The sequence below is a fragment of the Microbacterium sp. LWH12-1.2 genome (assembly GCF_040675825.1).
Classification (GTDB): domain Bacteria; phylum Actinomycetota; class Actinomycetes; order Actinomycetales; family Microbacteriaceae; genus Microbacterium.
Genome location: NZ_JBEGIJ010000001.1, coordinates 3,474,125 through 3,500,490 on the forward strand (window position 1 = coordinate 3,474,125; position 26,366 = coordinate 3,500,490).

Consider the following 26,366-nt stretch of genomic DNA (forward strand, 5'->3'; position numbering starts at 1 on the left):
GAACGAATGGAATCCTCATGACAATGACACCCGAACAGGCCGCCTGGTTCCAGGGCACGTTCCACCGCCTCGTCGACAACATCGACAAGGCCGTGCAGGGCAAGCGCGAGGTCGTCAGCCTCGTGCTCTCCGCGATGCTCGCGGAGGGACATGTCCTCCTGGAGGACGCCCCGGGCACCGGCAAGACCAGCCTCGCGAAGGCGCTCGCGGCGACGGTGCAGGGCACCAGCTCCCGCATCCAGTTCACGCCCGACCTGCTGCCGTCCGACGTCACCGGTGTCACGATCTACGACCAGCAGTCGCACAAGTTCGAGTTCCACAAGGGACCGATCTTCGCGTCGATCGTGCTCGCGGACGAGATCAACCGCGCCTCCCCGAAGACGCAGTCCGCACTGCTCGAGGTGATGGAGGAGTCGCGGGTCACCATCGACGGCGTCACGCACGAAGCGGGGCGCCCCTTCCTCGTCATCGCGACGCAGAACCCGATCGAGCAGGCCGGTACCTACAAGCTCCCCGAGGCGCAGCTGGACCGCTTCCTGATCAAGACCTCGATCGGCTACCCCGACCTCGCAATCACCGAGAGCATCCTCGCCGGAGCCTCCGACCGCAACCCCTCGGCTGGCCTCAGTGCGATCATCACGACGAGCGCAGTCGCCGACATGGCCGACCTCGGTGCATCCGTGCACGTCGAGCCGGCGGTGCTGCGTTATGTCGCCGAACTCGTCGAAGCGACCCGCAACGACTCGGCGATCCGTCTGGGCGTCTCGGTGCGCGGCGCGATCTCGATGATCCGCATGGCCAAGGTATGGGCGGCAGCGCACGGCCGCCACTTCGTGCTCCCCGACGACATCAAGACGCTCGCCCGTCCGGTGTGGCAGCACCGTCTGCTGCTCGACGCCGAAGCGGAGTTCGCGGGCACGAGCAGCGACGTGGTCATCTCCCGCGTCCTGGATGCGGTGGCAGCGCCGCAGGCACGAACGGCGGCCTGATGACCGCGGAGACGCTTCAGGCGCCGCCGGTGCCGACCGACCGCGACGCCGGCTGGCAAGACATCGCGGCGGTCATCGGCGCGCGCATCCTGGCTCGTCTCCGGAAGATCACCGCATCCATCCGTCCGCTGGCCTGGGTGCTGATGGCGACCACTGTCGGCTTCTGGGTTCTCGGCCAGGTGGCCGGCTGGTCCGAGTTCACCGTTGCCGCGGTCGTCGTCGCCATCACGGTCGCGCTGTGCGCGCTGTTCTTGATCGGCCGCACCGCGTATGACGTCTCGCTCGATCTCGCGCGCACCCGCGTCGTGGTCGGCGAACGCGCCGTCGGCGCTCTGACTCTGGCGAACCGCGGCACGAGGGCGATCCTGCCCTCGCGCGTCGTGCTCCCGGTCGGCTCCGGTCGCGGCGAGTTCGGCATCCAGCGCCTTGCTCCGGGGGAGGAGGCGGAGGAGCTGTTCGCGATTCCCACGCAGAAGCGCGGTGTGGTCAAGGTCGGACCGGTGAGTGTCGTCCGCGGCGACCCGCTCGGCCTGTTCGAACGGGCACACCGTCGCGACGACCCTGTCGACCTGTACGTGCACCCGCGAACCGTGCTGTTCGACGGTCAATCGCTCGGATACCTGCGCGACCTCGAGGGTCTGCCTGCCGCTGACCTCTCGCGTGATGACGTGTCCTTCCATGCGCTGAACGAGTATCAGCCGGGCGACGACCTCCGGCACGTGCACTGGAAGTCCACGGCACGCACCGGGGTGATGATGGTGCGTCAGTACGAGGAGACCCGCCGGTCGCACTTCGTGATCGGCCTCTCCCGCTCGTCCGGTGATTACGCTACGAACGAGGACTTCGAGCTGGCGATCTCGGCTGCCGGGTCCATCGGCCTGCGCGCGATCAGGGACTCGCAGCGCGTCGACGTGCGCGTGCAGGGCAGGGACCTTCCCGCCGGCACCGGCAAGCAGCTGCTCGACTCCCTGTCAGCGGTGGAGCACAGCAAGCCGCGCGACGGCGGCATCGCTGAACTCGCCGGCGTCGTCGCCGCGCACATGCCCCTCGCCAGCGTCGTGGTTCTGGTGTGCGGGTCCAAGGTATCGACCGACAGCCTCCGCCTGGCATGCGCCCGGCTGCCGTTCGGCGCCAGAGTGCTCGCCATCGTCGCAGACGGCACGGTGTCATCGCCGGCCCTGCAGCGGATCGGCGATGCCGACGTGATGACCATCGGTGCCCTCGAACAGGTTCCCCTCGCTCTGCGGAAGGTGCTCGCATGACCTCGCCCGCGTCCTCGGCGCTTCCGCCGCGCCGCTGGATTCTCGATCTGGTTGCGACGGCGCTCGTCGTCGGCGTCTCGATCGTCGGCTTCTGGCCGACCTTCGCCGGTCCGTCCTACCTGCTCGCCGCCATCGGCGCTCTTCTGCTGGGTCTCGGCGTCGCGGCGCTCGCGACGTGGCGCCACTGGGGCATCCTCATCGTCAGCGGTCTCACGATCGCCGTCTACTTCGTGTTCGGCGGGGCGCTCGCGCTGCCGCATACGACGATCTTCGGGTTCGTTCCGACGCTGGAGACGTTGCGGCAACTGGCGCTCGGCGCCGTCACCTCGTGGAAGCAGTTGCTGACGACGGTGGCTCCGGTCGCCGCCGTCGACGGACACCTCCTCGTGCCGTTCCTGCTCACCCTGGTGATCACCGTGCTCACGGCATCCCTCGCGCTGCGTCTACGCCAGGTGGCCTGGGCACTGCTCCCCGCTGGGTTCATGCTCATCCTCGTGATCGCGCTGGGAACACCGGAACCGGCTTTCCCCGTCGTGCAGGGTTTCGTGTTCGCCGCGCTCACTGTCGCCTGGCTCGCGCTGCGCCAGCTCTGGGCTCCGCAGAACGCGGCCATCTCGGTCAGCGAGGTGGACCCGTCGCGGGCCGCTCACATGCGGATGCGCAGACTCCTCGCCGGCGTCGCTGTGCTCGCCATCGCCGGTGGTGCGGGAATCGCCACCAGCGCGGTCGCCGCTCCGGTCGCGCCGCGCCACATCTTCCGCGACGTGATCATCCCCCCGTTCAACATCCGCGACTATCCGAGCGCATTGCAGTCCTTCCGCAAGATCGTGCGCGACGACCTGAACGACACGCTCTTCACGGTGCGCGGGCTGCCCAAGGGCTCCCGCATCCGGATCGCGACCATGGACCAGTACGACGGAATGGTCTACAACGTCACCAACGGCGGGCCGGAGTCCTCCAGTGCCTTCGCGCCGCTGCGTTCCAACATGTCTCCGGATGCCGAAGGCGTGCCGGTCACCCTGCAGGTCGAGATCGACGAGTATCGCGGCGTATGGGTACCAGAGACCGGCGAGGTCTCCGCGATCGAGTTCGCGGGCGACCGCGCCGAGGAACTCCAGCGCGGCACGTACTACAACGGCTCGACCGGAACCGCTGTCGCCACACCGAAGCTGAAGGCGGGCGACTCGTACACGGTCGACACCGTCATCCCCGCCGAGTTCGATGACGAGCAGCTGGCCGATGTCGAATTCGGCACGGTGCCGATGCCCAAGCAGAGCAACGTTCCCGAGGAACTCACCTCGCTCGCATCCGACACCGTCGCCGGCGCCGAGTCGCCGATCGAGCAGGTCAGGGCGCTGGAGACCTTCCTCGCCGAGGGCGGATTCTTCAGCCACGGCCTCGAGGGCGAAGTGCTCTCACGCGCCGGCCACACCGCCGAGCGCATCTCGACGCTCATCGGCGGCGATCAGATGATCGGCGACGACGAACAGTACTCGGTGGCGATGGCGTTGCTCGCACGCGAGGCCGGCATCCCCGCTCGTGTCGTGATGGGGTTCTACCCCGAGGAGGAGCAGGACGGCGCGCCGCTGTTCGAGGCCACCGGTGACAACGTGCACGCCTGGGTGGAGATCAACTTCGACGGGCTCGGCTGGCTCACGTTCAACCCGACCCCGCCGGAGGACAAGGTCCCCAACGACCAGAACACGAAGCCGCGGGTCGATCCGAAGCCGCAGGTCCTGCAGCCGCCGCCCCCGCCCCAGGAGCCGGTCGACCTGCCGCCGACGCTTCCCGATGACCGTGAGTCCGAGGACGAGAACCTCAACCTCGCCGGCATCCTCGCGGCGATCCTCGTCATCGGCGGGATCTCGCTCGGGATCATCGCGCTGCTGATGTCGCCGTTCATCGTGATCGGCGCGTGGAAGGCGGCCAAGCGTCGCACTCGCCGTTCGGCGGCCCGCACCGCCGACCGGATCAGCGGTGGCTGGGACGAGCTCACCGACCGCGCCGTCGACTACGGAGCACGTCTCGCTCCCGGTGGAACCCGCATCGAGGAGGCCACCGCGGTGGCCAGTTCCCTCCCCGTTCCCACGGTCACCGCCCTCGCCGAGCGCGCGGATGCCGAGGTCTTCGGTCCGGCCGAGCCCACCCCGGAGGACGTGGATGCCTTCTGGAACGAGGTCGATGAGATCGTCGGCGGTCTCCACAGTGAGGCCGGCTTCTGGAAGCGCACCAAGGCGCGACTCAACCTTCGCTCGCTGATGGGCGACTCGGCTGTCTCGCAGCAGCTGCAGAGCCTGAAGGATGCCGCGGCTGCGCGCGTCCGGCGTGAACCTGGCACGATCAAGACCACTACTTCACCGTCACCCGAGAGTGAGACCCCATGACCCAGCTTGCGTTCGGACAGGTCGCCCCGATCTCTCGGCGCGCGGTGGCCTACGTCATCGACGCAGCGATCGCCACCGGCCTCACCATCGTGCTCGGCGGCGGTCTGATGATCGCCGCCTCCCTCACGGGTTCTATCGAAGGAACTCTCACGACGCTCCTGATCGGCGGGCCCATCGTCAGCCTGATCCTGCTCGGCTGGTTCATCGTGTACACCCTGATGCAGTCGAAGAACGGGTCGATCGGCATGCGCGCGCAGGGACTCCGGCTGGCCAGTGCCGTCGATGGCGCCCCGCTCGGGTTCGGTCGTGCATTGCTGCGAAACGTCATCTTCGGGCTCGCTGCCTCGATCGTCGTCGGCTACTTCACACCGCTGTTCGACGGCTCCGGCCGCTATCAGGGCTGGCATGACAAGGTCGCGAACTCGCTCATGCTGGACGCGCGGGCCACGGGTTCGCCGAGCGTGTGGATGACGGGGCCTGCCGTGGTTCCGCAGCGGCCGACGCGCGCGTCGGACCCTGCGCCCTCCGCCGCGCTGCCTGGCTTCCCGGCGCCCGCCGCAGCATCCGGACCTCCCGCCTTCCCTGCCGGTCTCGCCTCGGCGGCTGCTCCCGCCGGGCCGGGCGCTCCGGTCGCTTCGCCCGTCGCGCCGGCCGCTCCAGTCCTGCCGGCTTCCGCACGCCGACCGGTCGTCCCGGCCGCGCCGGTGGCCGAACCGGGTGCGCTCATCGCTTTCGTCCCCGGTGTGACGCAGGATGCACAGCCGCCGCGCGTCGCCCCCGCTGCGGCCCCGGAACCTGCGGTCGATATCCAGCCCGCACCGACATACGCACCCCCGGCGCCGACCTACACGCCCCCCGCGCCCGCATCCGCTCCCGCGGCCCCGGTCGCACCGGCGGCCCCGCCTGCCGCGGAATCCGCGGACGATGCCGAACTCGAAGACACGCGGATCAGCGTTCCCGGGCATCGGCTGATCTTCACGTGGGACGACGGCACGCGCGTCTCGGTCTCGCGCCGCACCGTTTTCGGACGCAATCCCGCACCGGAAGACGGCGCAACTCTGGTCTCGGTGCGCGATGAGACCCTTTCCCTCTCGAAGACGCATTTCGAGGCCGCAGCGGAGACGTCGGGCGGCTGGGTCCTCGACCGTCACTCGACCAACGGCATGACCATCGTGCGCGACGGTCAGCGGATCGCGTGCCCGGCAGGGCAACGCGTCCCGGTACGCCTCGGCGATGCCATCGAGATCGGTGACCGCATCGTGACGATCGGTGGTTACGCGTGAGTTCCGCAGTCAGCGTGTCGACGGGGTTCGCGACGCACCCCGGTCTCCGGCGCGCGCTCAACGAGGACGCGCTCCTGGCCAGCGCCCCGGTCTTCCTCGTCGCCGACGGCATGGGCGGACACGAGGCCGGCGAACGCGCCAGTGCCGCGGTGATCGCCGAATTCTCGCTCTTCGTCGGCCGGTCCGCCCTCGCGCTGGACGACGTCCGCGGCGCGTTGGCGCGAGCCAGGGATGCGGTGGAAGAACTCTCGACGTCGGGCAACGGCCGCGCGGGCACGACGCTCAGCGGCGTCGTGATCGCCTCGGTCGACGGCGTCGGTTACTGGCTGGCGATGAACATCGGCGACTCCCGCACGTATCGACTGGCCGACGGCGACCTGGAGCAGATCACGGTCGATCATTCCGTGGTGCAGGAACTCATCGAGGCCGGTGAGCTCACCATCGAGGATGCCGCCACGGATCGGCGCCGCAACATCATCACGAGGGCGATCGGTGCGAGCAGCACCGGGGATGCCGACTACTGGCTGTTCCCGGCGGAACTCGGGGACCGGATCATGGTCTGCTCCGACGGACTCACCTCGGAGGTGACGGATGCGCGGATCCGTGACATCCTGCTGACGACCCCGGATCCGCAGACAGCGGCCGACGTACTGGTCGAAGAGGCAGTGCAGGCGGGCGGACGGGACAACATCACCGTGGTGATCCTGGATGCCGTCTCGGTGGTGACCCGGCCGGGGACGCCGATTGAAGCCGATGACTTCGACATGGACACACGGCCGCGTACAGCTGCAGGAGGGACACGCTGATGCAGACGATCTACCGACCGGGACAGTGGTACCTGATGGTGATTCCGGGTGCACTCGTCGCACTGCCGCCCGACGTGCCCGGGGAGATCCTCGCGGGACTGTGGGAGCGGCTGCCGGGCACGAAGACACTCGCGACGGTCGTTGACGTGCTGACATCGCACGCCGGTGGTTCGTTCACGGCGCTTCCGCCGTTCGTGGCAGCGGTGGCTGAAGGTGCCGACCTGAGGATCGCGCTGCGCGGACGCGTCGTCGCACGGGTCAGCTCTGCGACCGATGCCGTGGAATTCTCGGGTGCCGAGGTCACGACCTGGAGCGAGCGTTTCGTTGCCGGTGCGACCAGGGTGGAGATCACCGTGGAGGAGACCGGTTCCGGTTCCGTCCTCACGGTGAACAGCGGTCTCGTGCTCGCGGCTGCGGTGAGCGCCGATCTCGAACCGGACGACGCCGAGCAGCTCACGAGTGCATTGGGGCCGACTCCGGTCGTGGTCTCCGCCTCGATGGGCGTCTCCGCGGCTGCCCTGGCCGGTGCGCCGGCCCCGCTTCTCGCTGCCTTCCCCGTTCCGGGTGGCTCGGGCTCTGCGTCGGAATCGACGGAGCACGACGCTTCCGTCGGGCTGGTCGTCGAAGCCGGCTCGTCCGAGCCCGTCGAGTCGGCTGCGGAGCCGCTCGTCGCGGCCGTGGACGATGCCGCCGAGTCACCGGAGCCCGTCGCCTCCGTCTTGGCGAGTGTCGGCTCCGTCGCCGAGTCGGCACCCTCGGACGTTCCCGCCGGCGCGGAGGCTCTGATCGACGCGGTGCCGACCGAAGCGCTGCCCGTTGCGTCGATCTCGGAGGATGACGGAGAGTCGGGTGACGTCGAGTCGGTCGAGACCTCCGCGGATGACGAGTCCGTCGTGCCCGTGATCGACGGCGTGACGCTGTTCCCGACCGAGGTGACGCTCGCGCCGTCCACCGACGACGACTTCGACCAGCTCTGGGGCGAGACGGTGCACTCCGTGTCCGCAGTCTCCGATCAGCCCGGTACGAAGGCGTCTCCCGTCGATGCGACGGGAGACCACGACGGTGCCACGATCTCTGCTGCTGAGTTGCGGGCGCTCCGTCAGCAGCCGCCGGCCGTGGCCGACGAGGTGGCGACAGCCGTGATTCCGGTCGCGGCGGCGCAGGGCGGTCGCATCCGGATGTCCACCGGCCAGGTCATCGGGCTCGACCGCACCGTGATCATCGGACGGCGCCCTCGATCCACGCGTGCGAGCGGCGCGAACATGCCGCACCTCGTCGCTGTCGAGAGCCCGCAGCAGGACATCTCCCGCAGCCATCTGGAGATCCGGCCAGAGGGCGACACGGTCGTCGTGATCGATCTGCACACGACGAACGGATCCACGTTGCTCCGGCCCGGCGCCGATCCACTGCGTCTGCACCCCGGCGAGCAGACGCTCGTCCTCTCCGGAGATGTGGTGGATCTTGGCGACGGCGTCACCGTCGCATTCGAGGATCTCCCATGAGTCGTCGTCCTTCGCCGCCGCCTGAGCTGCCCGGCTTCACCTATCTGGAGCCGCTCGGCACCGGTGGCTTCGCAGATGTGTTCCTGTACGAGCAGCAGATGCCGCGCAGGCGCGTGGCCGTGAAGGTGCTGCTGGCCGACCGGATCTCCAGCGGTGCCGCACGCGAGTTCGCCGATGAGGCGAACGTGATGGCGATGCTGTCCACGCACCCCGCGATCGTCACGATCTACCAGTCCGACGTCGCCGGAGACGGTCGTCCGTATCTGGTGATGGAGTACTGCCCGCGTCCGAACCTCCAGCTCCGTGCCCGCAAGGAGCCGTTCTCGGTGGCCGAAGCGCTGCGCGTCGGCATCCAGGTGTCCGGGGCCGTCGAGACCGCTCACCGGGCGGGCGTCCTGCACCGCGACATCAAGCCGGCGAACATCCTCGTCACCGAGTACAACCGGCCGGCGCTGACCGACTTCGGTATCGCCTCGACGACCGGTGCGACCGGTGAAGCATCCGGAATGTCCATCCCGTGGTCGCCGCCCGAGTCGTTCGCCGAGCCGCCGCAGAGCGGACCGCGTACCGACGTCTGGGCTCTCGGGGCGACGCTCTACACGCTGCTGGCCGGCCGTTCGCCCTTCGAGCGTCCGGGCGAGCGCAACTCGAGCGCCGATCTCATCGAGCGGATCGAGCGCGGCGCCCTGCCGCAGCTGGGCCGCCCGGACTCGCCGGCGAGCCTGCAGCGGCTCCTGGAACGTTCGATGGCGAAGAACCCGGACGACAGGTTCCCCAGTGCGGTCGCGTTCGGCCGCGCCCTGCAGAAGGTGCAGATCGAGCTCTCGCACTCGGTGACGCCGATCGATATCGTCGACGATCATCCGTCCCCGGAAGATCTCGAGGATGACGGCGACGGGCTCACGCGGGTACGCGAGATCGTCAGCATCGACCCTGACGTCGCCGCGTTCACCCGCCCGTCGGCCACGACGCAGCGGAAGAACCCGTCGGTGGTCCAGCCCGACATGCCGCGCTTCGACTCGCCAGCGCCGGCGGATTCGGCGATCGACGAGACCCAGCTCCGGATGCCGGTGGCACCTGTTCCTGTGACGGCGGCCAGCGCCGACGAGCGCACGATCCTGAGGGCGCCGATGGTCGTGGCGCCTGAGGGCGCCGCGACAGCTCCGGCGCCGACGATGACGCCGGCACCGGTGGCGGACCGGCCGGTGGGCGCTGCCGCGCACGCTCCAGCCCGCAGCCGCACCGGGCTGTGGGTCACCCTCGGCATCGCCGGCGTGGCGATCATCGTCGGTGCGATCATCGGACTGAATTTCCTCGTGTCCGGATTGACGCCGGAACCGATCGCCACCGACGACGACGTCGTCCCGCAGGACGTGACGTCGGATGCGGTGCCGAAGGTGGCCGAACTCACCGGCGCGCGCGACGGGGAACAGGTGACATTCACCTGGACGAATCCGGATCCGCGCGAGGGCGACAGCTTCATCTGGTCGGTCGTCGACGTAACCGGTGTGGTGGATCCGCAGCAGGCACCCGAACCGAAGGCGCAGTTCGTGCCGCCGGCCGCGGGCAAGGTGTGCATCGATGTGCTGCTGCGTCGTGATGACGGCCGGGCGTCGGAAGCGGTTCGGGGGTGCGTGGAATGAGCGGCACAGCAGGCGTGACGGTGGAATTCGCCGGCGAGTACTTCCCGATCGAGGCCGGCGGTCGATTCATCGTCGGGCGAGAGGGAGACCTCGAACTCGACGAGAATCTGTTCCTGCACCGGCATTTCCTGGAGATCAGCGACGACGACGGTCTCTGGTGGCTGGCGAACGTCGGGACGCGACTCACCGCGACGGTGACCGACTCGGTGGGCGGTGTACAGGCTTGGCTGGCGCCAGGTGCACGACTGCCTCTCGTGTTCGAGACGACGACCGTCGTGTTCAGCGCGGGCCCGACGACGTACGAACTCACCCTGCATGCCGCAGAGCCGACCTTCCGGACGACGAAGCGCGAGCACGATGACGGCGGAGCATCCACGATCGGTGCGGTTCCGCTGACCCTTAGTCAGAGGCTGCTGATCCTCGCCCTCGCCGAACCCCAGCTGCGCAGGGACGGCACCGGAATGAGCGAGATCCCCACATCTGCGAAGGCGGCCGAACGGCTCGGCTGGACGGTCACCCGTTTCAACCGAAAGCTCGACAACGTCTGCGACAAGTTCGATCGCATCGGTGTGCCCGGCATGCGCGGCGGTCAGCGCACCTTCGCCACGAACCGCCGTGCCCGTCTCGTCGAGCACGTGATCGCGTCGCGTCTGGTCAGCCGAGAAGACCTCGCGCTGCTCGACGTTCCCCTTCCCGCCGACGCCGAAGGCGAAGGGGAGTCGGAGTGATCTGGGAGATCGACGATCGCGCACCCGTGATCGAGGGACTCGACGCGCACGGACGGCCCGATCCCGCATACGCGGCATCGCTCGGACTGGTGCCCGCTCCTCGTGGTCGCCGCGTTCTGGCGGCGCTGCTGGAGTGGTTCGTGGCCGGGCTGATCATGATCCCGGCGATCATCGTCCTGGTGCCGTTGCTGGCGCAGGTGGCTGCCGGCGGATTCGACGGGGAGAAGTTCTTCGCTCGCGGCGACCTCGTCTGGATCATCGTCGCCCTGGCAGTCTCGCAGGGGCTGATGACGGTGTACATCATCGTGCAGCTCGTGTTGCACGGACGCAAGGGCGTCACCCTCGGTAAGGGGATCTGCGGGATCCGCTCGGTGAACGTCAGAACCCTTGAGCGCCCCCGATTCTGGCGGGGCGCTGTCGTGCGCTATCTGGTCGCGTACGTGTCGCTGGTCATCCCGCTCATCGGTCCGCTGCTCGTCGTCGTTCTCTCACCGCTGTTCGACATCGAGCGTCGCAACCGGGGGTGGCTGGATCTCGCCGCCGCGACCTGGTTCGTCGATGTACGCAAGGGGCTGAACCCCTACGACCAGAAGCGGATGCGCATCGCGCGCAAGCGCGTGAACACGCCGGAGCACGAGGAGAAGGCCCCGCTTCCCTCGTTGGCCACTCCGATGGCACGGGATGCCGTGGCGGAATACGTCCCGAGCGCGCGCCTGTCCGGCGGCGTGATCGGAGCGCACCGGAGCACGTCGACGGCGGCGCAGACCGACGCGCCGGCAGCGGACTCGATGGTGTCCGCGGTTCCTCCGTCGCTTGCGACGGGCGCGCCCGGGCCGTCGCAGTACGCGCCGCCGGCGGCGGCTCCTGCTCCGGCGGCGCCTGCTCCGGCGGCGCCTGCACCGCAGGCGCCTGTTCCGGCGCCGGTGCCGCAACCCGCTCCGGTCGCCGCGGCACCTCTGGCCGCTCCGGTCGCCCCAGCGCCTCAGCCCGCACCTGTCGTCGCCGTGTCTCCGCCCGCAGCGCCCGAATTTCCGGCATCCGATGTCGAACCGGTAGCTGCCGGCGTCCGGGCGGTGCTCGTGCTGGACAACGGCGATCGCATAGAGGTGCGCGGCACGACGATCTTCGGCCGGTCGCCCAGCGCCGCCGCCGGAGAGGGTGAAGCGCACCTGGTGCGGGTCCACGATGACACGCGTTCCGTGTCGAAGACCCACATCGCCGTGATCCCCGCGCGACGCGGTGTGTTCGTCGTCGACCGCGCATCGACGAACGGAAGCGCCGTCGTGCGGAACGGGTCGGAGACGGCTCTCGTCGCCGGGCACCCCGCAGAGGTGCAGCGTGGCGACACCGTGCGATTCGGTGACCGGACGCTGCAGGTGGAATGGGTATGAGCAGGATTCGTAAGATGGGCGCTCGGCGCCAGGAGGCCAACCGATGAGAGTCAAGCTGACACTGCGGCGCCCTGCGGCTCCCCTGACGGACATCGTCGTGATGGCCGACTCCACGGCGACCGTCGCCGACGTCGCGCGTCAGATCGCCGCCACGGACCCGCTGCGCAGCATCGCGGCGGACCCCGCCGACGTGCTGACGCTGTCGGTGTCGCCGCCGACCAGCGACAGCCCGGTGATGCTCACACCTGACCTCCTCATCGGCGATGCGCCGATCGGATCGGGCTTCCTCGCCGAGGTCGTCAACGTCGGTCCGAACCGGGCGGCGGTGGGGAGCGTCGGAGCGCGCCCGGCCGCGCTGCTCTCGGTCGTCTCCGGCCCCGCAGCAGGGCAGGAGTTCCCGCTTCCCATCGGCCACTTCCTGATCGGACGGGATGCCTCCAACAACGTCACCATCGCCGATCCGCTGGTGTCCAAGCGGCACGCGCGAATCGAAGTCGCAGCGACCTTCGTCGAACTCGTCGACCTGAACTCTGCGAACGGCATCCTCGTCGACGGCGGCCTCGTGCAGCGTCTGCGAGTCATTCCCGGCCAGAAGTTCGTGCTCGGAGACGGCGAGTTCGTCGTGCACATGGTCAGCGATTTCGACGGCTCGGCCGACGGCGACCCAGTGCTGGAGCGCGGCGGCGCCCTCATGTTCAACCGCAGCCCGCGGGTCGAGGAGCGATTCAAGGGCGAGGACCTCGACGAGCCGCGATACCCGCGCGAGGCGCCGTCGCGACTGTTCCCGTGGCCGATGCTCGTTGCGCCGATCCTGCTCGCCGTGACGATGTGGGCGGTCACCGGCCGCATGCTCTCGCTGCTCATGGCGGCGGCGTCGCCGATGATGATGTTCGGAAACTTCATCTCCCAGAAGACCAACGTCGGTCAGCGTCTGGGCAAGGAGGTCGAGACCTTCGAGGAGCAGATCGAGCGGCTCGAGGAGAAGCTCTACCACGCGCATCCCCGCGAACGCGAGGTCCGCCAGAACGAGGTGCCTGCCGTCGCGGTCGTCTTCGACGAGGCCATGCGCCTGGGGCCGCTGCTGTGGACGCGCCGACCGGAGCATTGGAACTTCCTCGCCGTGCGGCTGGGCGTATGCGAGAGCGAATCGCGCACCAAGATCAAGCGCACGGAGACCCCTGAGGCGCTCGCCGAGTACGTCGAACGCGTGAACCGCCTCGAAGAGCGCTACAAGATGATCGCCGATGTGCCGATCCTCGAGTCGCTGCAGAGCGTCGGATCGATCGGTGTCGCCGGACCCACGTCTCTCGCGAGCGACGCGCTGCGAGGCGTCGCCGTGCAGCTCTTCGGCATGCACTCGCCCAATGAGCTCGTCACGGTCGCCCTCACCGAGCCGGGCTGGGCGAACGAGCTCGACTGGCTCAAGTGGCTGCCGCACACCTCCAGCGAGCGGAACCCGTTCAAGGATGTGGCGCTGGCCGATTCGGCATCCACGGGCGCCGCCCTGCTCAGCGGGCTGGAGGAGATCGTGCTGCGCCGTGCCCGCGAGGCGAAGTCGCAGCGCCCGCCCTACGGCGACGACTGGGATCCGATGGTCTACGGCACCGACGTCAAGCGCGCTGCAGAGGACGCGACGTTCCCCGGCCAGGCGGCGATCATCGTCATCGTCACGAACGATGCGCCCGTCGACCGTGCCCGGCTCACGCAGATCCTCGAGCGGGGTGCCGATGTCGGCGTCTACGGGCTCTTCGTGGCGCCCGTCGTCGAGGCGCTGCCCGCCGCCTGCCGCACCTTCATCGACGTGAGCGGCGGCTTGAACCACGCCACCGTCGGAACGGTCCGCAGCGGCGTCGCATATCGCGACGCGCAGGTCGAGGGCGTCTCGCACGCGTACATGACCATGTTCGCCAAGCGGCTCGCACCCGTGGTGGATTCCAGCACGGTCATCGAGGATGCCTCGGACATCCCCAACTCGGTCATGTTCCTCTCCCTCGTCGGCGCCGACATCGCGGCGGACCCGAATGCCGTGATCGACCGGTGGCGGCAGAACAACACGATCCTCGATCGCTCAGGTGCCCCGCAGTCCCGTCTGAAGAAGGCCGGAAACCTGCGTGCGATCATCGGACAGTCCCAGACCGACGCGATGACCCTCGACCTGCGGACGCAGGGCCCGCACGCCCTCGTCGGCGGTACCACCGGTGCCGGAAAGAGCGAGTTCCTGCAGGCCTGGGTGCTCGGCATGGCCGCTGCGCACAGCCCCGATCGGGTCACCTTCCTCTTCGTCGACTACAAGGGCGGCTCGGCGTTCGCCGACTGCGTCGACCTGCCGCACACGGTCGGTCTCGTCACCGACCTCAGCCCGCACCTGGTGCGTCGAGCGCTGACCAGCCTGCGAGCCGAGCTGCACCATCGTGAGCACCTGTTCAACCGCAAGAAGGCCAAGGACCTCCTCGAGCTCGAGAAGCGCCGCGACCCGGAGACGCCTCCGGCCCTCGTTCTCGTCATCGACGAGTTCGCCGCGCTCGCCGGCGAAGTCCCCGAATTCGTCGACGGCGTCGTCGACGTCGCGCAGCGAGGCCGATCGCTCGGCATCCACCTGATCATGGCGACTCAGCGCCCTGCCGGCGTCATCAAGGACAACCTGCGAGCGAACACCAACCTGCGCGTCGCGCTGCGCATGGCCGACGAGTCCGACTCGAAGGACGTCGTCGACGATCCGGTGGCCGCCAGCTTCCCGCCCTCGATCCCCGGCCGAGGTATCGCCAAGACCGGCCCCGGCCGTCTCGTGTCGTTCCAGTCGGCTTATGCCGGTGGATGGACGACCGACGAGGTGCAGGCGGCAGAGGTCAAGGTGGCCGAACTCCGCTTCGGGTCGATCCAGACCTGGGAGGCCGACCAGGCGCCGGAGTCCGACTCGCACGACGAGGACCTCGGGCCGAACGACCAGAAGCGCATCGTCGCCAGCCTGGTGAAGGCTGCAGCGGCAGCCGGCATCCCGGCGCCTCGCCGGCCGTGGCTCGACGACCTCGAGCGCGCGGTCGACATCCGCGACCTGCCGGTGCTCGGTGACAGCCAGATCCTTCTCGGCAAGATGGACGTTCCGCAGCGTCAGTTGCAGGAGCCCGCCTACTTCCACCCCGACAAGGACGGCTCGCTGCTCGTCTACGGCACCAGCGGGTCGGGAAAATCGACCGTGCTGCGCACGCTGGCGATCGCCTCCGGCTTCCACGCCGGAACGTCCAATGCCGAGGTGTACGGAATCGACTTCGGATCCGGGTCGCTGCGGAGCCTCGAGGTGCTGCCGCACGTCGGATCGATCATCGCCGGTGATGACGCCGAGCGCGTCCAGCGCATCCTGCGCTCCCTCGCCCGTGTGCTCGATGACCGCGGGAAGCGGTTCAGCGCGGCGAACGCGGCCAGCCTCACGGAGTATCGCGAGATCACCGGCAAGGCCGAGTCGCGCATCCTGCTGCTCATCGACGGCTTCCCGCAGTTCCGCAGCGAGTGGGAGTCGACGACGGCGCGGATGCCGTTCTATCAGACGTTCATGCGGATCCTCGGCGAGGGGCGCCCGCTCGGAGTGCACGTCGTCGCGAGCGCCGACCGCTCCGGCTCGGTGCCGACCGCGGTGAGCGCCAACGTCTCACGACGCGTGGTGCTGCGTCTGGCCGACGAATCCAGCTACGCGATGCTGAACGCACCGAAGGACGTCCTCGACGAGCGCTCCGCCCCTGGCCGCGCGATCGTCGACGGTCTGGAGACGCAGATCGCCACGCTCGGTGGTACACCGAACGTCGCTGAGCAGACGAAGCTGCTGGACAAGCTGGCCGCCGACCTGCGCGCGGCCGGCGCCCGCGAGGTGGCCGAGATCGGCGCGCTGCCGACGCGGCTGTCCGCGCGGGACCTGCCGGATCGGATCGGCGAGTTCCCGGTTCTCGGTGTCGCCGAGGACACGCTCGCGCCCCGGGAGTTCGACCCCGTCGGCACCTTCGTGGTCGCCGGGCCTCCGCTGTCGGGCAAGACGAACGCGCTCAAGGCGATCATCGGATCGATGCGCCGTTTCGACCCCGAGATCAAGCTCTTCCACTTCGGTGGCCGTCGCGCGCAGCTCAAAGGCTACGCCGACTGGACCCGCAGTGCGGTCACGCCGGAGGATGCGAAGGAGCTCGCCAAGGAGATCGCCGAGATTGCCGCCGACGAGACGCTGCCGGTGCGGATGCTCATCGTCGTCGAGGATGTGCCGCAGTTCGCCGATGGACCGGCGGAGCGCGAGATGAAGGCTCTGTTCCAGGCGGTCAACCGCAGCGACCACCTGCTGATCGGCGACGCGGATGTGACCCAGGTCACGAGCGGGTTCGGCTTCATCGGCGACTTCAAGGCCGGTCGCAAGGGCATTATCATCAAGCCGGATGCGTTCGACGGCGACGCCGTGTTCAAGGTGCCGTTCCCGAAGGTCAAGCGCACCGACTTCCCGGACGGCCGAGGCATCTTCGTGCAGGCCGGCCGGCAGGTCACGGTGCAGTTGCCCCTGGTGGACGGGGATCGGCTCGGGTGATCGCCGGATGGGGAGTTGTCCCCATCGACAGTGTCGTGCGAGGTTTCGTAGGGTGTAGGTATCGGGCCGGAGGGGTTCGAGTTCTTGCGAGTTGAGGGAGTTGACGATGGCTGATTTCGGTGCATCTTATTCGGAGATGGAGCAGGTGGCGTCGTCGCTGTCGCAGGCTCGTGATGACATTCAGGGGCAGTTGGACACCCTGAAGGGTCAGGTCGACACCCTGCTGGGTGAGGACTTCAAGACGCAGCACGCGTCGGGCAAGTTCGGTGAGGGCTATGGCGAGCTGACCACGGGTCTGAAGACTGCGGTGGATGGCATCAACGACATGTCCGAGTCGCTGCTGGGCATGATGCGTGCGATCCAGGACCTGGACACGCAGCTCGCCGGCGGCTGAGCCACGGCACAAGAATTATCCGGGGGTCGGTTGCGAGACCGGCCCCCTTCACTTGACTTCTACCGGAGGAGAAGAGCGTGGGCGACGGGGTCAAGCTCAAGTACGACGATCTGGATGAACTGCAGACCGAGCTGAAGAACATCATCGACGAGTTCGAGGCGGCGGGAAGCCGCCGCAAGGACCTGTCCCGGGCCGTGGGACGGCCGTACGGCGAGGACGACCTGCAGGACGCCGCCGACGACTTCGAAGGTCGCTGGGACGACAAGCGCAAGACGCTGATGGATAACTGCAAGAAGGTCGCAGAGCATCTCGAAGGCGTCATCAAGGGCTTCAAGGACTTCGATGTCGAGGCCGCGAAGAAGTCCGACAACAGCGGAGGCAACTGACCATGCACGTGATGATGCCTCAGACGTCACCGGGCGGCCACCACATCCAGGTGGTCACCGGCGACCCGGCCGAGATCAAGGAACGCGGCACGCAGATCAGTGATCTCGCGACCGACATGAAGAACTCCGCCCTCCTGCTGCAGCGGCTCGTGGAGAACGGCGCCGACATGCGCGGCGACGCCATCGACAAGCTCAAGGAGCTGTCGGAGAAGGTCCACGGAGACCTCAAAAAGGGCGGCGACCTGTACAGCGCGGTGGCGCCCTACATCAAGACCTACGGGCAGGAGCTCGAGGACTCCCAGAAGACGATGACGACGATCATCGAGGACCTCTTCGATCTCTGGGACGAGTACAACCGCAAGCTGGAAGCCGCAGACGCGGCACGCAACGAGCGCCCCGACTACCCGACCGGTGAAGACGCCGATGACGAGACCCTCCGCGAGGAGGCCGAGAAGGCCAGAGACACCGCGGCAGGATCCGCGAACACGCTCGCGACCAACGCCAAGGGCGCCTGGGACGACAGGGCCAAGGACTACGACACGGAGTGGGACTCCTGGCACACGGCGTTCTCGAACGCCGCCAAGGGCATCCGCGACGACATGGCGGGCAAGATCGAAGACTCGTGGAACGATGACTTCGGCGGTTTCCTGCAGTTCATGTCCGACGTGCTCGCGGTCGCGGGCATCATCCTCGCGGTCCTCGCCATCATCGTCGGCGGACCCCTCATCGCGATCCTCGCCGGGATCGTCGCGGTTCTGACCCTTGCGGTCGCTCTCACGAGAGCGATACGGGGTGAGGGCAGCTGGGTCGACGTCGCCTTCGGCGTGATCGGCGTGATCCCCTTCATCGGCCCCGCCGCCCGCGGCCTCAAGTCGTTCGCCGCTGCAGACAATGCGCTCGGCTTCTTCGGACGTATGACGCCGAGCGCCGGGTGGAGCGCGTGGGCGACGAAGACCAACCCGGTGACGGGATTCGCGGACTTCAGTGCGCGCCTGTTCGGCGGCCACTCCATCGATGACTTCGGACGGTTGACGGATGGCACGGCGACCGGGGTGCAGACCCTGGAGATGGTCGGCAACATCTGGTCGTCGCAGTTCGCCATCGCCGGCGCGATCAAGGACTCGGCGGGCGGCGCATGGTCCGGCACGTTCGACGCGGATCAGAACCCGTTCAGCTGAGCCCTGCGCCCTCGGGAGTCGGCTGAGCCCGTGTGCGCGTTGAGAGAGATGACAGACTGATTCCATGAGCGATCTTCGTGCTGAGCTGCTCGGGCGCCGCGGCGCCGTCGTCCCCCCGTATCGGATGCTGCTGCCTCCGGGGTGGGAGGCGTACGACCTGAGCGAGCAGACCGAGAAGCAGCTGACGGATCGCGCGACCGCTCGGCTCAGGGCGGCGCAGGCGAGCGAGGCGCTCACGCTCAAGCTCTCCCGGCAGGTGCATGACGCGCTCGCCTCTGTGCGAGGGCAGAACGGCTTCGCGTACGCGTTCGCCGGCGAGAGTTCGCCGACCTGGGCGCTCGGCACAGCGAGCATGATCGGCATCAAGCGGGCAGCCACACCGGAAGCGCCGCTGAGTCGCGTCGTCGAGAGCATGATCACCAATCACGGTGGTGTCGCCGTCGGCGAGGGGCACCGGATCGTCCGCTGGACAGAGCGGCGGCCGGTCTCGATGGACGACGTGAGCGCCGTGTCCTTCATGATCAACTACCTCATCCCGATCCCCGGCTCCAAGCTCACGGAAGCCGTCCAGTGGACGGTCACCGTTCCTCATGAGGCGGATCTCCCGGAGGACGACCCGGTGATCGCGCTGTGGATATCCCTGTTCGACGCTCACGTGTCGACGTTCACCTGGCAGGAATGATGGACATCTTCTTCGATTACGAGCGCGCCGACGCCATCCCGATCTCGATCGGCGAGAACGGGCCGCAGAGCCCCGCCGAATGGGCGGCCGGCGCGCGGTCCGAGTACACCGCGGCAGTCGAGGTCCCGGAAGAGCTGCACGCGCGGCTCGAGCGTGCTCTCGAGACGCTTGCGACGCGGGCCACTCCGGACGCTCGACTCTTCCTGCTCGTGGGCCCGGATGCCGCCGCACTCGCCACACTGACGATCGTCGTCGCGCAGAGCGAGTTCTCCCGCCAGGAGCAGGCGGAGTTCCTGTGGTCGCCGACTGCGATCCTTCCGCCTGCACCGTTGCGCGTCGAGACCGAGCACCTCGGGGTGGGGTTCTCCGCGACCCTCGCGCAGCGCGAGAACGGCGAGGACTTCGGCACCAGGCGGTGGCTGTTCTTCGGCAGCGGCATGACCATCGGGGCCGTGCTCGGTCCGGTGCTGCCGTATCTGCTGGCAGTGGTCGAGCCTCTGGCCGAGGGTGTCCTCAACGGCATGAGGGTGGATGGCTTCACCCCGCTGCTCAGCGAGGAGCGCGTCGCCGAGCTGGTGTCCGCTGTCGTGAAGAAGGGTGACGAGTGGCAGGCGTGATGCCCCTCGCGTTCGACACGACGGCGCTCCGAGAACCGCTCGATGCGGCTGCGGCGCACTCCGAGGCGGAGAAGCGCGTACGCGAGATCGCCGGCGAGAACGGCAGGTCCGCTCTTGTCGCCCGGATCGTCGTCCGCTTCATCGTCCTGGTGGTCGGGTTCGGCCTCCTGGCTTCTCTCTTCGCCCTCGTCGTGCAGATGATCTTCGGCGGCTCAGGGGCCAACGTCTACACCTGGCTCATCGCCGCGGTGATGGTGATCCCGCTGGCCGTCTCGCAGATCAGGACGGAACTCAGAACCAGACGAGACGAGGAGGAGCGCTGGTACCGGCTCGCCCGCTTCGCCGCGTCGAACTCCCTTTCGTACGAGGCATTCCGCGAGAATCCCGAACTGCCGGCTTCGCTGTTCCGCCGGGGAGGGGCCCGGGCCATCCGCGACGGCCTCGCATCCGGCGCCGTCGGAGGGTTCCAGGTCGCGAACTACGGGTACGAGAGGATGTCGGCGCGCACGCGGATGCAGCACACCGCCTGCTTCGTCGCGTTCGATGCTCCTTCGGGCCTGCCGCCCATGACGCTGATCACCCGTCTCGGTGACGTGTGGGGTCAGCCTGCGGTCCCGCCGCCGACTCAGCGCGAGCAGGGGATCGACGTCGAGTTCGACAAGCACGTCACGGTGTACTGCGAACCGCAGCACGAGTCCGCGGTGCGCGAGGCGCTCACGGCGCCCGTCAGGGACGCCCTGCTGCAGCTCGCGTCGAGCTGCGACATCGAGGTGATCGGTGGACGCGTGTACATCATCGCCCGCCGCGAGCTCGCGCTCACTGACACTGCATTCTGGCGCTGGGTCGAAGATCTCGCCGTGCTCGTCGGATCAGTGCTGGTGCGCTCGGCGTCCGTCGACGATGCGTCGCGGACGGGCTGGGTGGAACGCAGCAAGGAGCGCACGGCGCTGTTCGCGGCACCCCCGTCCGGCAGGGCCTTCGTGATCGGATGCCTGATCCCCGCGGTGTTCGGCATCGTCGCCGCGGCGCTGACAGCGCAGCTGGCCTGACCTCGTCGGGTTCGGAGGATGGGGAGTTGTCCCCATCGACGTGTTCGTCTCATGTTCCGTAGGGTGTAGGTATCGGGCCGGAGGGGTTCGAGTTCTTGCGAGTTGAGGGAGTTGACGATGGCTGATTTCGGTGCATCTTATTCGGAGATGGAGCAGGTGGCGTCGTCGCTGTCGCAGGCTCGTGATGACATTCAGGGGCAGCTGGACACCCTGAAGGGTCAGGTCGACACCCTGCTGGGTGAGGACTTCAAGACGCAGCACGCTTCCGGCAAGTTCGGTGAGGGCTATGGCGAGCTGACCACGGGTCTGAAGACCGCGGTGGACGGCATCAACGACATGTCCGAGTCGCTGCTCGGCATGATGCGTGCGATCCAGGACCTGGACACGCAGCTCGCCGGCGGCTGAACCACGGCATCTTCTGGAGGGGGTCGACCATGACGGTCGGCCCCCTCTGTCGTGTCGTCGCATCGCCAGAGGCAGACGGGTCGGATGGGGAGTTGTCCCCATCGACGTGTTCGTCTCATGTTCCGTAGGGTGTAGGTATCGGGCCGGAGGGGTTCGAGTTCTTGCGAGTTGAGGGAGTTGACGATGGCTGATTTCGGTGCATCTTATTCGGAGATGGAGCAGGTGGCGTCGTCGCTGTCGCAGGCTCGTGATGACATTCAGGGGCAGCTGGACACCCTGAAGGGTCAGGTCGACACCCTGCTGGGTGAGGACTTCAAGACGCAGCACGCTTCCGGCAAGTTCGGTGAGGGTTATGGCGAGCTGACCACGGGTCTGAAGACCGCGGTGGATGGCATCAACGACATGTCCGAGTCGCTGCTCGGGATGATGCGTGCGATCCAGGACCTGGACACGCAGCTCGCCGGCGGCTGAACCACGGCATCTTCTGGAGGGGGTCGACCATGACGGTCGGCCCCCTCTGTCGTGTCGTGGCACGGGGAGTCGGAGGGCGATGGGGAGTAGTCCCCATCGCCCTTGACAGCTCGGCGTGCCGGGGACGTTCACGAACCTCAACGACTTCTACAGGGCCGAGGCGCAGGAGATCGGACAGTTCATGTTCGACAACGTTCCGGGGACCGTCGCGTTCGTGTACAAGGACGGCCCCTTTCCGGGTGAGGACAGCGAGAAGGGCGGCGTCAACTTCATTCGCATCACCGAAGCGAACGATCCGGACACCGCGCGAGGTTCGGGGGAGCAGCTCGCGCGGTTCGAGCTCGGGATGCGAACGGACCCGCAGTTCGCTGGCGCGGAGCATGATGCGTTCGGGCACAGTTGGGGCCTGGCCAACGTGACAAGCGCTGAGGTCGCGGGCGTGGACTATGACAAGGTGATCTCGCTGTCGGGTGCCGGGATGCTGCCGGAGTGGGAAGCGGACCCGGACACGCTGTATGTGGATCTGTCGTACCGGGATGCTCTCCAGGAGGCGCAGTCGATGGACCTGGTGTGGGGCGGGAACAATCCCCGCGAACATCCCGCATTCGATCACGGCGACTACTATCGAGGACCTGACGATGACGTGCTCGACCAGGTGTCGGTCGGGATGGTCGGTGAGTATCCGTCGATCTACGTGCCGCCGGACTACGGGAGTGTGCTTGTGGAGAACCACAACCTCATCGCAAGCAACAGCGACGACAACAAACGGGCTTTGAGGGACATGCTTGAAATGGTCAATCAATGAGGCGGGCGCACGTGGCCAAGGTAGTGCTTGTCGCGGTGCTCGCGACGTCGCTGACTGGCTGTATGCCCTCGAAGGAGGAGCCAGTGGATGACAGCGGTTTTACCTGGGAGGAGGCCAAGCGGACTTCGCAAGAGGTGGAGCTTGAGGTGGCTGAGCTGATCCCGCCGGAGGTCATCGTTAGCGTCGAGCAGAACCCGACGGGGTCGCTGTTCGCGTGCAATGAGACGCAGCACAGCTGGAACGGAGCGACGACAGTCACTCTGGCGCCGGGGACGGAGATTGAGTCGATCGTGAAGGCGATGGAAGCACATTTTCTAGATGATGATCGCTTCGAAATCAGGACACGCCTGAACATCTCTGACAAGTATGAAGTGCAGCTTATGTCGCCGGAAACAGCGGAGAACTACATCTTCGGTCAGGGCGTTTCAAACACGATCCGAATTGATTCGGGTTCGGCGTGCTTCACCTTGCCGGAGAGCGTGTACCCGGGCGGCGCCTTCTGACGTGGATTCGACGACGCGTCGGATCCGTGTTCGAGTGTGATGGGCAGTTGTGCCCATCGACAGCGTCGTCCGCGGTTCCGTAGGGTGTGGATATCGGGCCGGAGGGGTTCGCACGGTAGGCGTATTCACGCAACAGGGGGGCGCACGATGTCGGATGAGTCTCTGGCGGCGGCACTGCAGGGGTTGCGGGTTCGCGTGCCCGTATCCGCCGCGGATGCCGCGGACCTGCGCGCTGAAGTGCGAGCAGCCGACGCCGCTCTGGGCGCGTGGTTGCGCACGGCGACGACCGAGCGCCTCGCGCAGCGCGACCGGCACGACGACGGGGGAGAGCGATGAGCGACGTCAAGATGGACCTCGCGCGGCTGCAGTCCACCGCACACACGGCCAAGGGGCTCGCCACGACCTTCGATGAGGCCGAAGCTCTCGCAGACGATCTCGGCGGACTCACCGGCCACGGCGGGCTCAGCGGCAAGATCGACGACTTCGGCGGCAAATGGGACATCGCGCGCGAGAAGCTGCGCGACAACCTGCGGTCGCAGGCCGATTTCATGCAGGCGATCGTCGACACGTTCCGTGACCTCGACGACAAGATGGCACAGGATGGGGAGAAATAGTCCATGAGCGTTCTTCCCGGGCGGCCCGCTGAACTGACATCGCGCGCCGCAGACCTCGCCTCCTCGGCAGAAGTGATCCTCGATGTGATCCGCGAACTGCGTGGCATCGTCGACGACGACGAGGGCAAGGCCGTTCAGGCTCTTCACGAGCAGAACGAGCAGATCGCCTCGGATCTGGATCGTATCCAGCCCCGCTACAAAGGCACCGCTGACGCGATCACCGAGTACGCCGTCGCCCTCACCGAGGCCCACGCCGATGCCGAGCGAGCGCAGGACGACCTCGACAATGCGCTTCTCGCGCAGAGCCGCGCCGACAGTGCGCTCGAAGACCTCAACGACAGGGTGGATGCCGCAGACGACGCAGCTCCCTCGCTGACCGGGCAGGTGCCTGGCGCGCAGCGGGCCGCTGACGACGCCCAGGCAGCCGTCGGATCCGCCAGCGGGCGGATCGACGCGGCGCGTGAAGCCATGAATGAGGCCGCAGAGGCAGCGATCCGCAAGATCGACGCGGCGATCGATTCGACGAATGAAGGATTCTGGGACAAGGTCGGCGACTTCTTCTCCGACATCGGCGACTTCCTCGAGGGCATCGGGGAGTGGATCGGCGACTTCCTGCAAGACGTCGTCGATCTGCTGAAGAGGATCGCGAACACGATCGTCGCGATCCTGGGCGTGCTGGTGATACTGCTCCTCATCATCGCGGTGGGGATGCTGTTCGGCACGATCGGGCTCATCATCGCGGCCATCATTGCAGGAGTACTCGCCGCGTTCCTCATCGCCAGCATCCTCTCCGACGTGCTCAAGGAGACGCCCAAGGTGAGCGAGACGGACCCGTACGCCGATGCGCTGCCGGAGGACGTTCCGGCGGATCCGAGCCTGGCCACGGTGCTCAACGGCACCGGGGAGGTGGATGAGCTCGGCGGGGAGACCGACTCCGTCGTCAAGATCACCAAGGTGCTCGGGCCCGACGGCTGGTACTACACCGTCACGCTTCCGAGCACACAGGAGTGGCTGTCGCGCTTCGGCGACCAGGGGGCCGTCAACGACCTCGACAGCAACCTGGCCTTGATGCTGACGCCGGCCCTGCAGACGCAATACGAGCGGGCCGTGCTCGAGGCCATGGAGCAGGCCGGAATCGGCGAGAACGACCCGGTCATGCTCGTCGGCTTCAGCCAGGGCGGCATCATGGCGGGGCATCTCGCGGCGTACAACTCCGACTACAACTGGCAGGCCGTCGTCGTCTCGGGAGCGCCCATCGATCACATGCCCATCCCGGATTCGGTGGACGTGGTCTCGGTGCAGCACAACGGCGACCCGGTTCCGAACCTCGACATCGTCGCGGGGGACCTCGGCACCGAGCACGGACCGAACTGGACGACCATCAACGTCGATCCGCCGAATCCGAACCCGGTCCTCGGCGTGGACGCCGGTGCCCACAACGCCGACAAGTACTCGCAGACCTATCAGGAGCATCTCGCCGAAGTGCAGGCGAACCATCCCGACCTGGGGAACTTCTTCAACGAAGATGGGTATACGGACACCTCGTACTACCACTGGAATGAATGAACATGAAGCGACGACACATCGGTACGCGCCGTCTCCTCGCCGTGACGCTCGCGGGTTCGTTGCTGAGCGGTGCACTGTCGGGTTGCGCGATCGCGACGCCCGGAACGGAACAGACGGAAGGAACGACAGTGGACTACGGTGACGTGGCGGATGCCGTGACGGCGGCCGAGCCGAGGATCGTGGGCGTGCGAGACCTCGCTCGTTCGGCCAACGGGTTCGGCCATCGGATCAGTCTCGGGCTCGAAGTCGACTCCGCCGAGCCGCTCACCGCCAGCGAGCTGGATGCCGTGGTCGAGGCCATTTGGGGCGCTCTGCCGTGGGAGCCGAACACGATCAAGATCACGGCCGGCGCCGACACGGCGCAGGGCCACGAGGTCGTCGATCTCAGGTCTGCCGCAGCGGAACTCGACCCCCTGGGCGTCACGGAGGCGGGCACGGGCGGCGTCAGCCTGACCGATATGAACGCCCGCTACGGAGAGTGGGCGGCACCCGAGTGAGCGGCCGCGGCCTGCGGTTCCGCCTTCCGGGGCGCTGGTTCTCGGTGGATCTGTCCACCGAGGAGGCGACGAACTCCTCCATCAGACGCATCGCACGAGATGCGATCGGCCCTGCCGACGATCGTGCCGTCGAGCGCGCTACGGTGCGCAACCAGCTGCACGAGGCGGTGGCAGCGGGCGCGCAGGGCGACGTCCGCGCCATCATGTTCTCGACCGAGATCGCACCGGGCACCCCGCTGCCGGTGACGCTGCTCGTATTCGAGCCGGCCGATCTTCGGATGAGTCCCGCGGTCGGCACTGCGCCGCAGAAGGTGCTGAAGGTCATGGCCGAGGGGTTGAAGCAGATCGATCCTGCAGCGTTCGCGTCGATGGTCGAGGTGCGCGGTCCTGGGGTCCCCGCGCTGCGTACGCACCGTGTCGAGCTGGTCGAGGAAGGTGCGGAGTCGGACGGAGTCATGCGGTTGATCGCCGACTACTGGATCCCCGTGCCCGACACGAAACGGATCCTGATGGTGCGTTTCTCCACCCCGTTGGGTGAGCTGGAGAACGTGATGTGCGCGCTGTTCGACGAGTTCGTCGCGGTCGCCTACTTCAGCGACGAGAAGCCCGAATCGCTGCGCGACCAGTTGCTCGCCGGAGGAGCCAGGGCGAGCTGA

Annotated in this window: 25 protein-coding genes; all 25 read left to right on the forward strand. The window is 67.6% G+C overall.

Annotation, left to right across the window (positions count from 1 at the left end; translation table 11 throughout):
* Positions 1–17 precede the first annotated feature (17 nt).
* The 25 genes from MRBLWH12_RS16505 (at position 18) to MRBLWH12_RS16625 (ending at position 26,366) form a co-directional block, all read left to right on the forward strand.
* Entirely contained in the window at positions 18–989 is a 972-nt protein-coding gene (locus MRBLWH12_RS16505; RefSeq protein WP_341976160.1) for an AAA family ATPase, read from the forward strand.
* Entirely contained in the window at positions 989–2,251 is a 1,263-nt protein-coding gene (locus MRBLWH12_RS16510) for a DUF58 domain-containing protein (RefSeq protein WP_363550802.1), read from the forward strand. The genes MRBLWH12_RS16505 and MRBLWH12_RS16510 overlap by 1 nt, the downstream gene beginning before the upstream one ends.
* Positions 2,248–4,635: a transglutaminaseTgpA domain-containing protein gene (locus MRBLWH12_RS16515; protein WP_363550803.1), complete on the forward strand. Its 2,388-nt coding sequence runs from the start codon at positions 2,248–2,250 to the stop codon at positions 4,633–4,635. The genes MRBLWH12_RS16510 and MRBLWH12_RS16515 overlap by 4 nt, the downstream gene beginning before the upstream one ends.
* On the forward strand, positions 4,632–5,918 hold the full coding sequence (locus tag MRBLWH12_RS16520) for an RDD family protein (RefSeq protein ID WP_363550804.1): 1,287 nt from the start codon (positions 4,632–4,634) through the stop codon (positions 5,916–5,918). The genes MRBLWH12_RS16515 and MRBLWH12_RS16520 overlap by 4 nt, the downstream gene beginning before the upstream one ends.
* Positions 5,915–6,724 (forward strand): PP2C family protein-serine/threonine phosphatase, encoded by an 810-nt coding sequence (locus tag MRBLWH12_RS16525; RefSeq protein ID WP_341976156.1) that lies wholly within the window; start codon positions 5,915–5,917, stop codon positions 6,722–6,724. Before MRBLWH12_RS16520 ends, MRBLWH12_RS16525 begins: the two co-directional genes overlap by 4 nt.
* On the forward strand, positions 6,724–8,226 hold the full coding sequence (locus MRBLWH12_RS16530) for an FHA domain-containing protein (RefSeq protein WP_363550805.1): 1,503 nt from the start codon (positions 6,724–6,726) through the stop codon (positions 8,224–8,226). The genes MRBLWH12_RS16525 and MRBLWH12_RS16530 overlap by 1 nt, the downstream gene beginning before the upstream one ends.
* A complete protein-coding gene (locus MRBLWH12_RS16535) occupies positions 8,223–9,869 on the forward strand; it encodes a serine/threonine-protein kinase (protein ID WP_363550807.1) in 1,647 nt (548 codons plus the stop codon). The genes MRBLWH12_RS16530 and MRBLWH12_RS16535 overlap by 4 nt, the downstream gene beginning before the upstream one ends.
* Positions 9,866–10,597 carry a hypothetical protein gene (locus MRBLWH12_RS16540; RefSeq protein WP_341976153.1) on the forward strand — a complete coding sequence of 244 codons (732 nt, stop codon included), beginning with the start codon at positions 9,866–9,868 and terminating at the stop codon, positions 10,595–10,597. Before MRBLWH12_RS16535 ends, MRBLWH12_RS16540 begins: the two co-directional genes overlap by 4 nt.
* Positions 10,594–11,988, forward strand: coding sequence for an RDD family protein (locus MRBLWH12_RS16545; protein WP_363550809.1), 1,395 nt, complete (start codon positions 10,594–10,596; stop codon positions 11,986–11,988). The genes MRBLWH12_RS16540 and MRBLWH12_RS16545 overlap by 4 nt, the downstream gene beginning before the upstream one ends.
* Positions 11,989–12,031: 43 nt before the next feature.
* Positions 12,032–16,543 (forward strand): FtsK/SpoIIIE domain-containing protein, encoded by a 4,512-nt coding sequence (locus MRBLWH12_RS16550; RefSeq protein ID WP_363550810.1) that lies wholly within the window; start codon positions 12,032–12,034, stop codon positions 16,541–16,543.
* Positions 16,544–16,649: 106 nt separating this feature from the next.
* The gene (locus tag MRBLWH12_RS16555; protein WP_341976144.1) at positions 16,650–16,937 is read left to right on the forward strand and encodes a WXG100 family type VII secretion target; all 288 of its coding nucleotides are present in this window, start codon (positions 16,650–16,652) and stop codon (positions 16,935–16,937) included.
* Between the two features lie 77 nt (positions 16,938–17,014).
* The gene (locus MRBLWH12_RS16560) at positions 17,015–17,323 is read left to right on the forward strand and encodes a hypothetical protein (protein ID WP_341976150.1); all 309 of its coding nucleotides are present in this window, start codon (positions 17,015–17,017) and stop codon (positions 17,321–17,323) included.
* Between the two features lie 11 nt (positions 17,324–17,334).
* Positions 17,335–18,501 (forward strand): hypothetical protein, encoded by a 1,167-nt coding sequence (locus MRBLWH12_RS16565; RefSeq protein ID WP_341976149.1) that lies wholly within the window; start codon positions 17,335–17,337, stop codon positions 18,499–18,501.
* Positions 18,502–18,565: 64 nt separating this feature from the next.
* Positions 18,566–19,183, forward strand: a complete 618-nt coding sequence (locus MRBLWH12_RS16570; RefSeq protein WP_341976147.1) for a hypothetical protein — start codon at positions 18,566–18,568, stop codon at positions 19,181–19,183.
* Positions 19,183–19,800, forward strand: a complete 618-nt coding sequence (locus MRBLWH12_RS16575) for a hypothetical protein (protein WP_363550812.1) — start codon at positions 19,183–19,185, stop codon at positions 19,798–19,800. The genes MRBLWH12_RS16570 and MRBLWH12_RS16575 overlap by 1 nt, the downstream gene beginning before the upstream one ends.
* Positions 19,788–20,849 (forward strand): hypothetical protein, encoded by a 1,062-nt coding sequence (locus MRBLWH12_RS16580; protein ID WP_363550814.1) that lies wholly within the window; start codon positions 19,788–19,790, stop codon positions 20,847–20,849. Before MRBLWH12_RS16575 ends, MRBLWH12_RS16580 begins: the two co-directional genes overlap by 13 nt.
* A 117-nt stretch (positions 20,850–20,966) precedes the next feature.
* On the forward strand, positions 20,967–21,254 hold the full coding sequence (locus MRBLWH12_RS16585; RefSeq protein WP_341976144.1) for a WXG100 family type VII secretion target: 288 nt from the start codon (positions 20,967–20,969) through the stop codon (positions 21,252–21,254).
* Positions 21,255–21,437: 183 nt separating this feature from the next.
* Positions 21,438–21,725, forward strand: coding sequence for a WXG100 family type VII secretion target (locus MRBLWH12_RS16590; RefSeq protein WP_341976144.1), 288 nt, complete (start codon positions 21,438–21,440; stop codon positions 21,723–21,725).
* Positions 21,726–21,939: 214 nt separating this feature from the next.
* Positions 21,940–22,530, forward strand: a complete 591-nt coding sequence (locus MRBLWH12_RS16595) for a hypothetical protein (protein WP_363550815.1) — start codon at positions 21,940–21,942, stop codon at positions 22,528–22,530.
* A gap of 83 nt (positions 22,531–22,613) precedes the next feature.
* Positions 22,614–23,033 (forward strand): hypothetical protein, encoded by a 420-nt coding sequence (locus MRBLWH12_RS16600; RefSeq protein WP_363550816.1) that lies wholly within the window; start codon positions 22,614–22,616, stop codon positions 23,031–23,033.
* A gap of 147 nt (positions 23,034–23,180) precedes the next feature.
* On the forward strand, positions 23,181–23,369 hold the full coding sequence (locus MRBLWH12_RS16605) for a hypothetical protein (RefSeq protein WP_341976141.1): 189 nt from the start codon (positions 23,181–23,183) through the stop codon (positions 23,367–23,369).
* Complete coding sequence (locus MRBLWH12_RS16610; RefSeq protein WP_341976140.1) at positions 23,366–23,647, forward strand: hypothetical protein; 282 nt, start codon at positions 23,366–23,368, stop codon at positions 23,645–23,647. Before MRBLWH12_RS16605 ends, MRBLWH12_RS16610 begins: the two co-directional genes overlap by 4 nt.
* A 3-nt stretch (positions 23,648–23,650) precedes the next feature.
* Positions 23,651–25,213, forward strand: a complete 1,563-nt coding sequence (locus tag MRBLWH12_RS16615) for a hypothetical protein (protein ID WP_363550817.1) — start codon at positions 23,651–23,653, stop codon at positions 25,211–25,213.
* Positions 25,214–25,215: 2 nt separating this feature from the next.
* Positions 25,216–25,710 carry a hypothetical protein gene (locus MRBLWH12_RS16620; protein WP_341976138.1) on the forward strand — a complete coding sequence of 165 codons (495 nt, stop codon included), beginning with the start codon at positions 25,216–25,218 and terminating at the stop codon, positions 25,708–25,710.
* Entirely contained in the window at positions 25,707–26,366 is a 660-nt protein-coding gene (locus MRBLWH12_RS16625) for a hypothetical protein (RefSeq protein WP_363550818.1), read from the forward strand. Before MRBLWH12_RS16620 ends, MRBLWH12_RS16625 begins: the two co-directional genes overlap by 4 nt.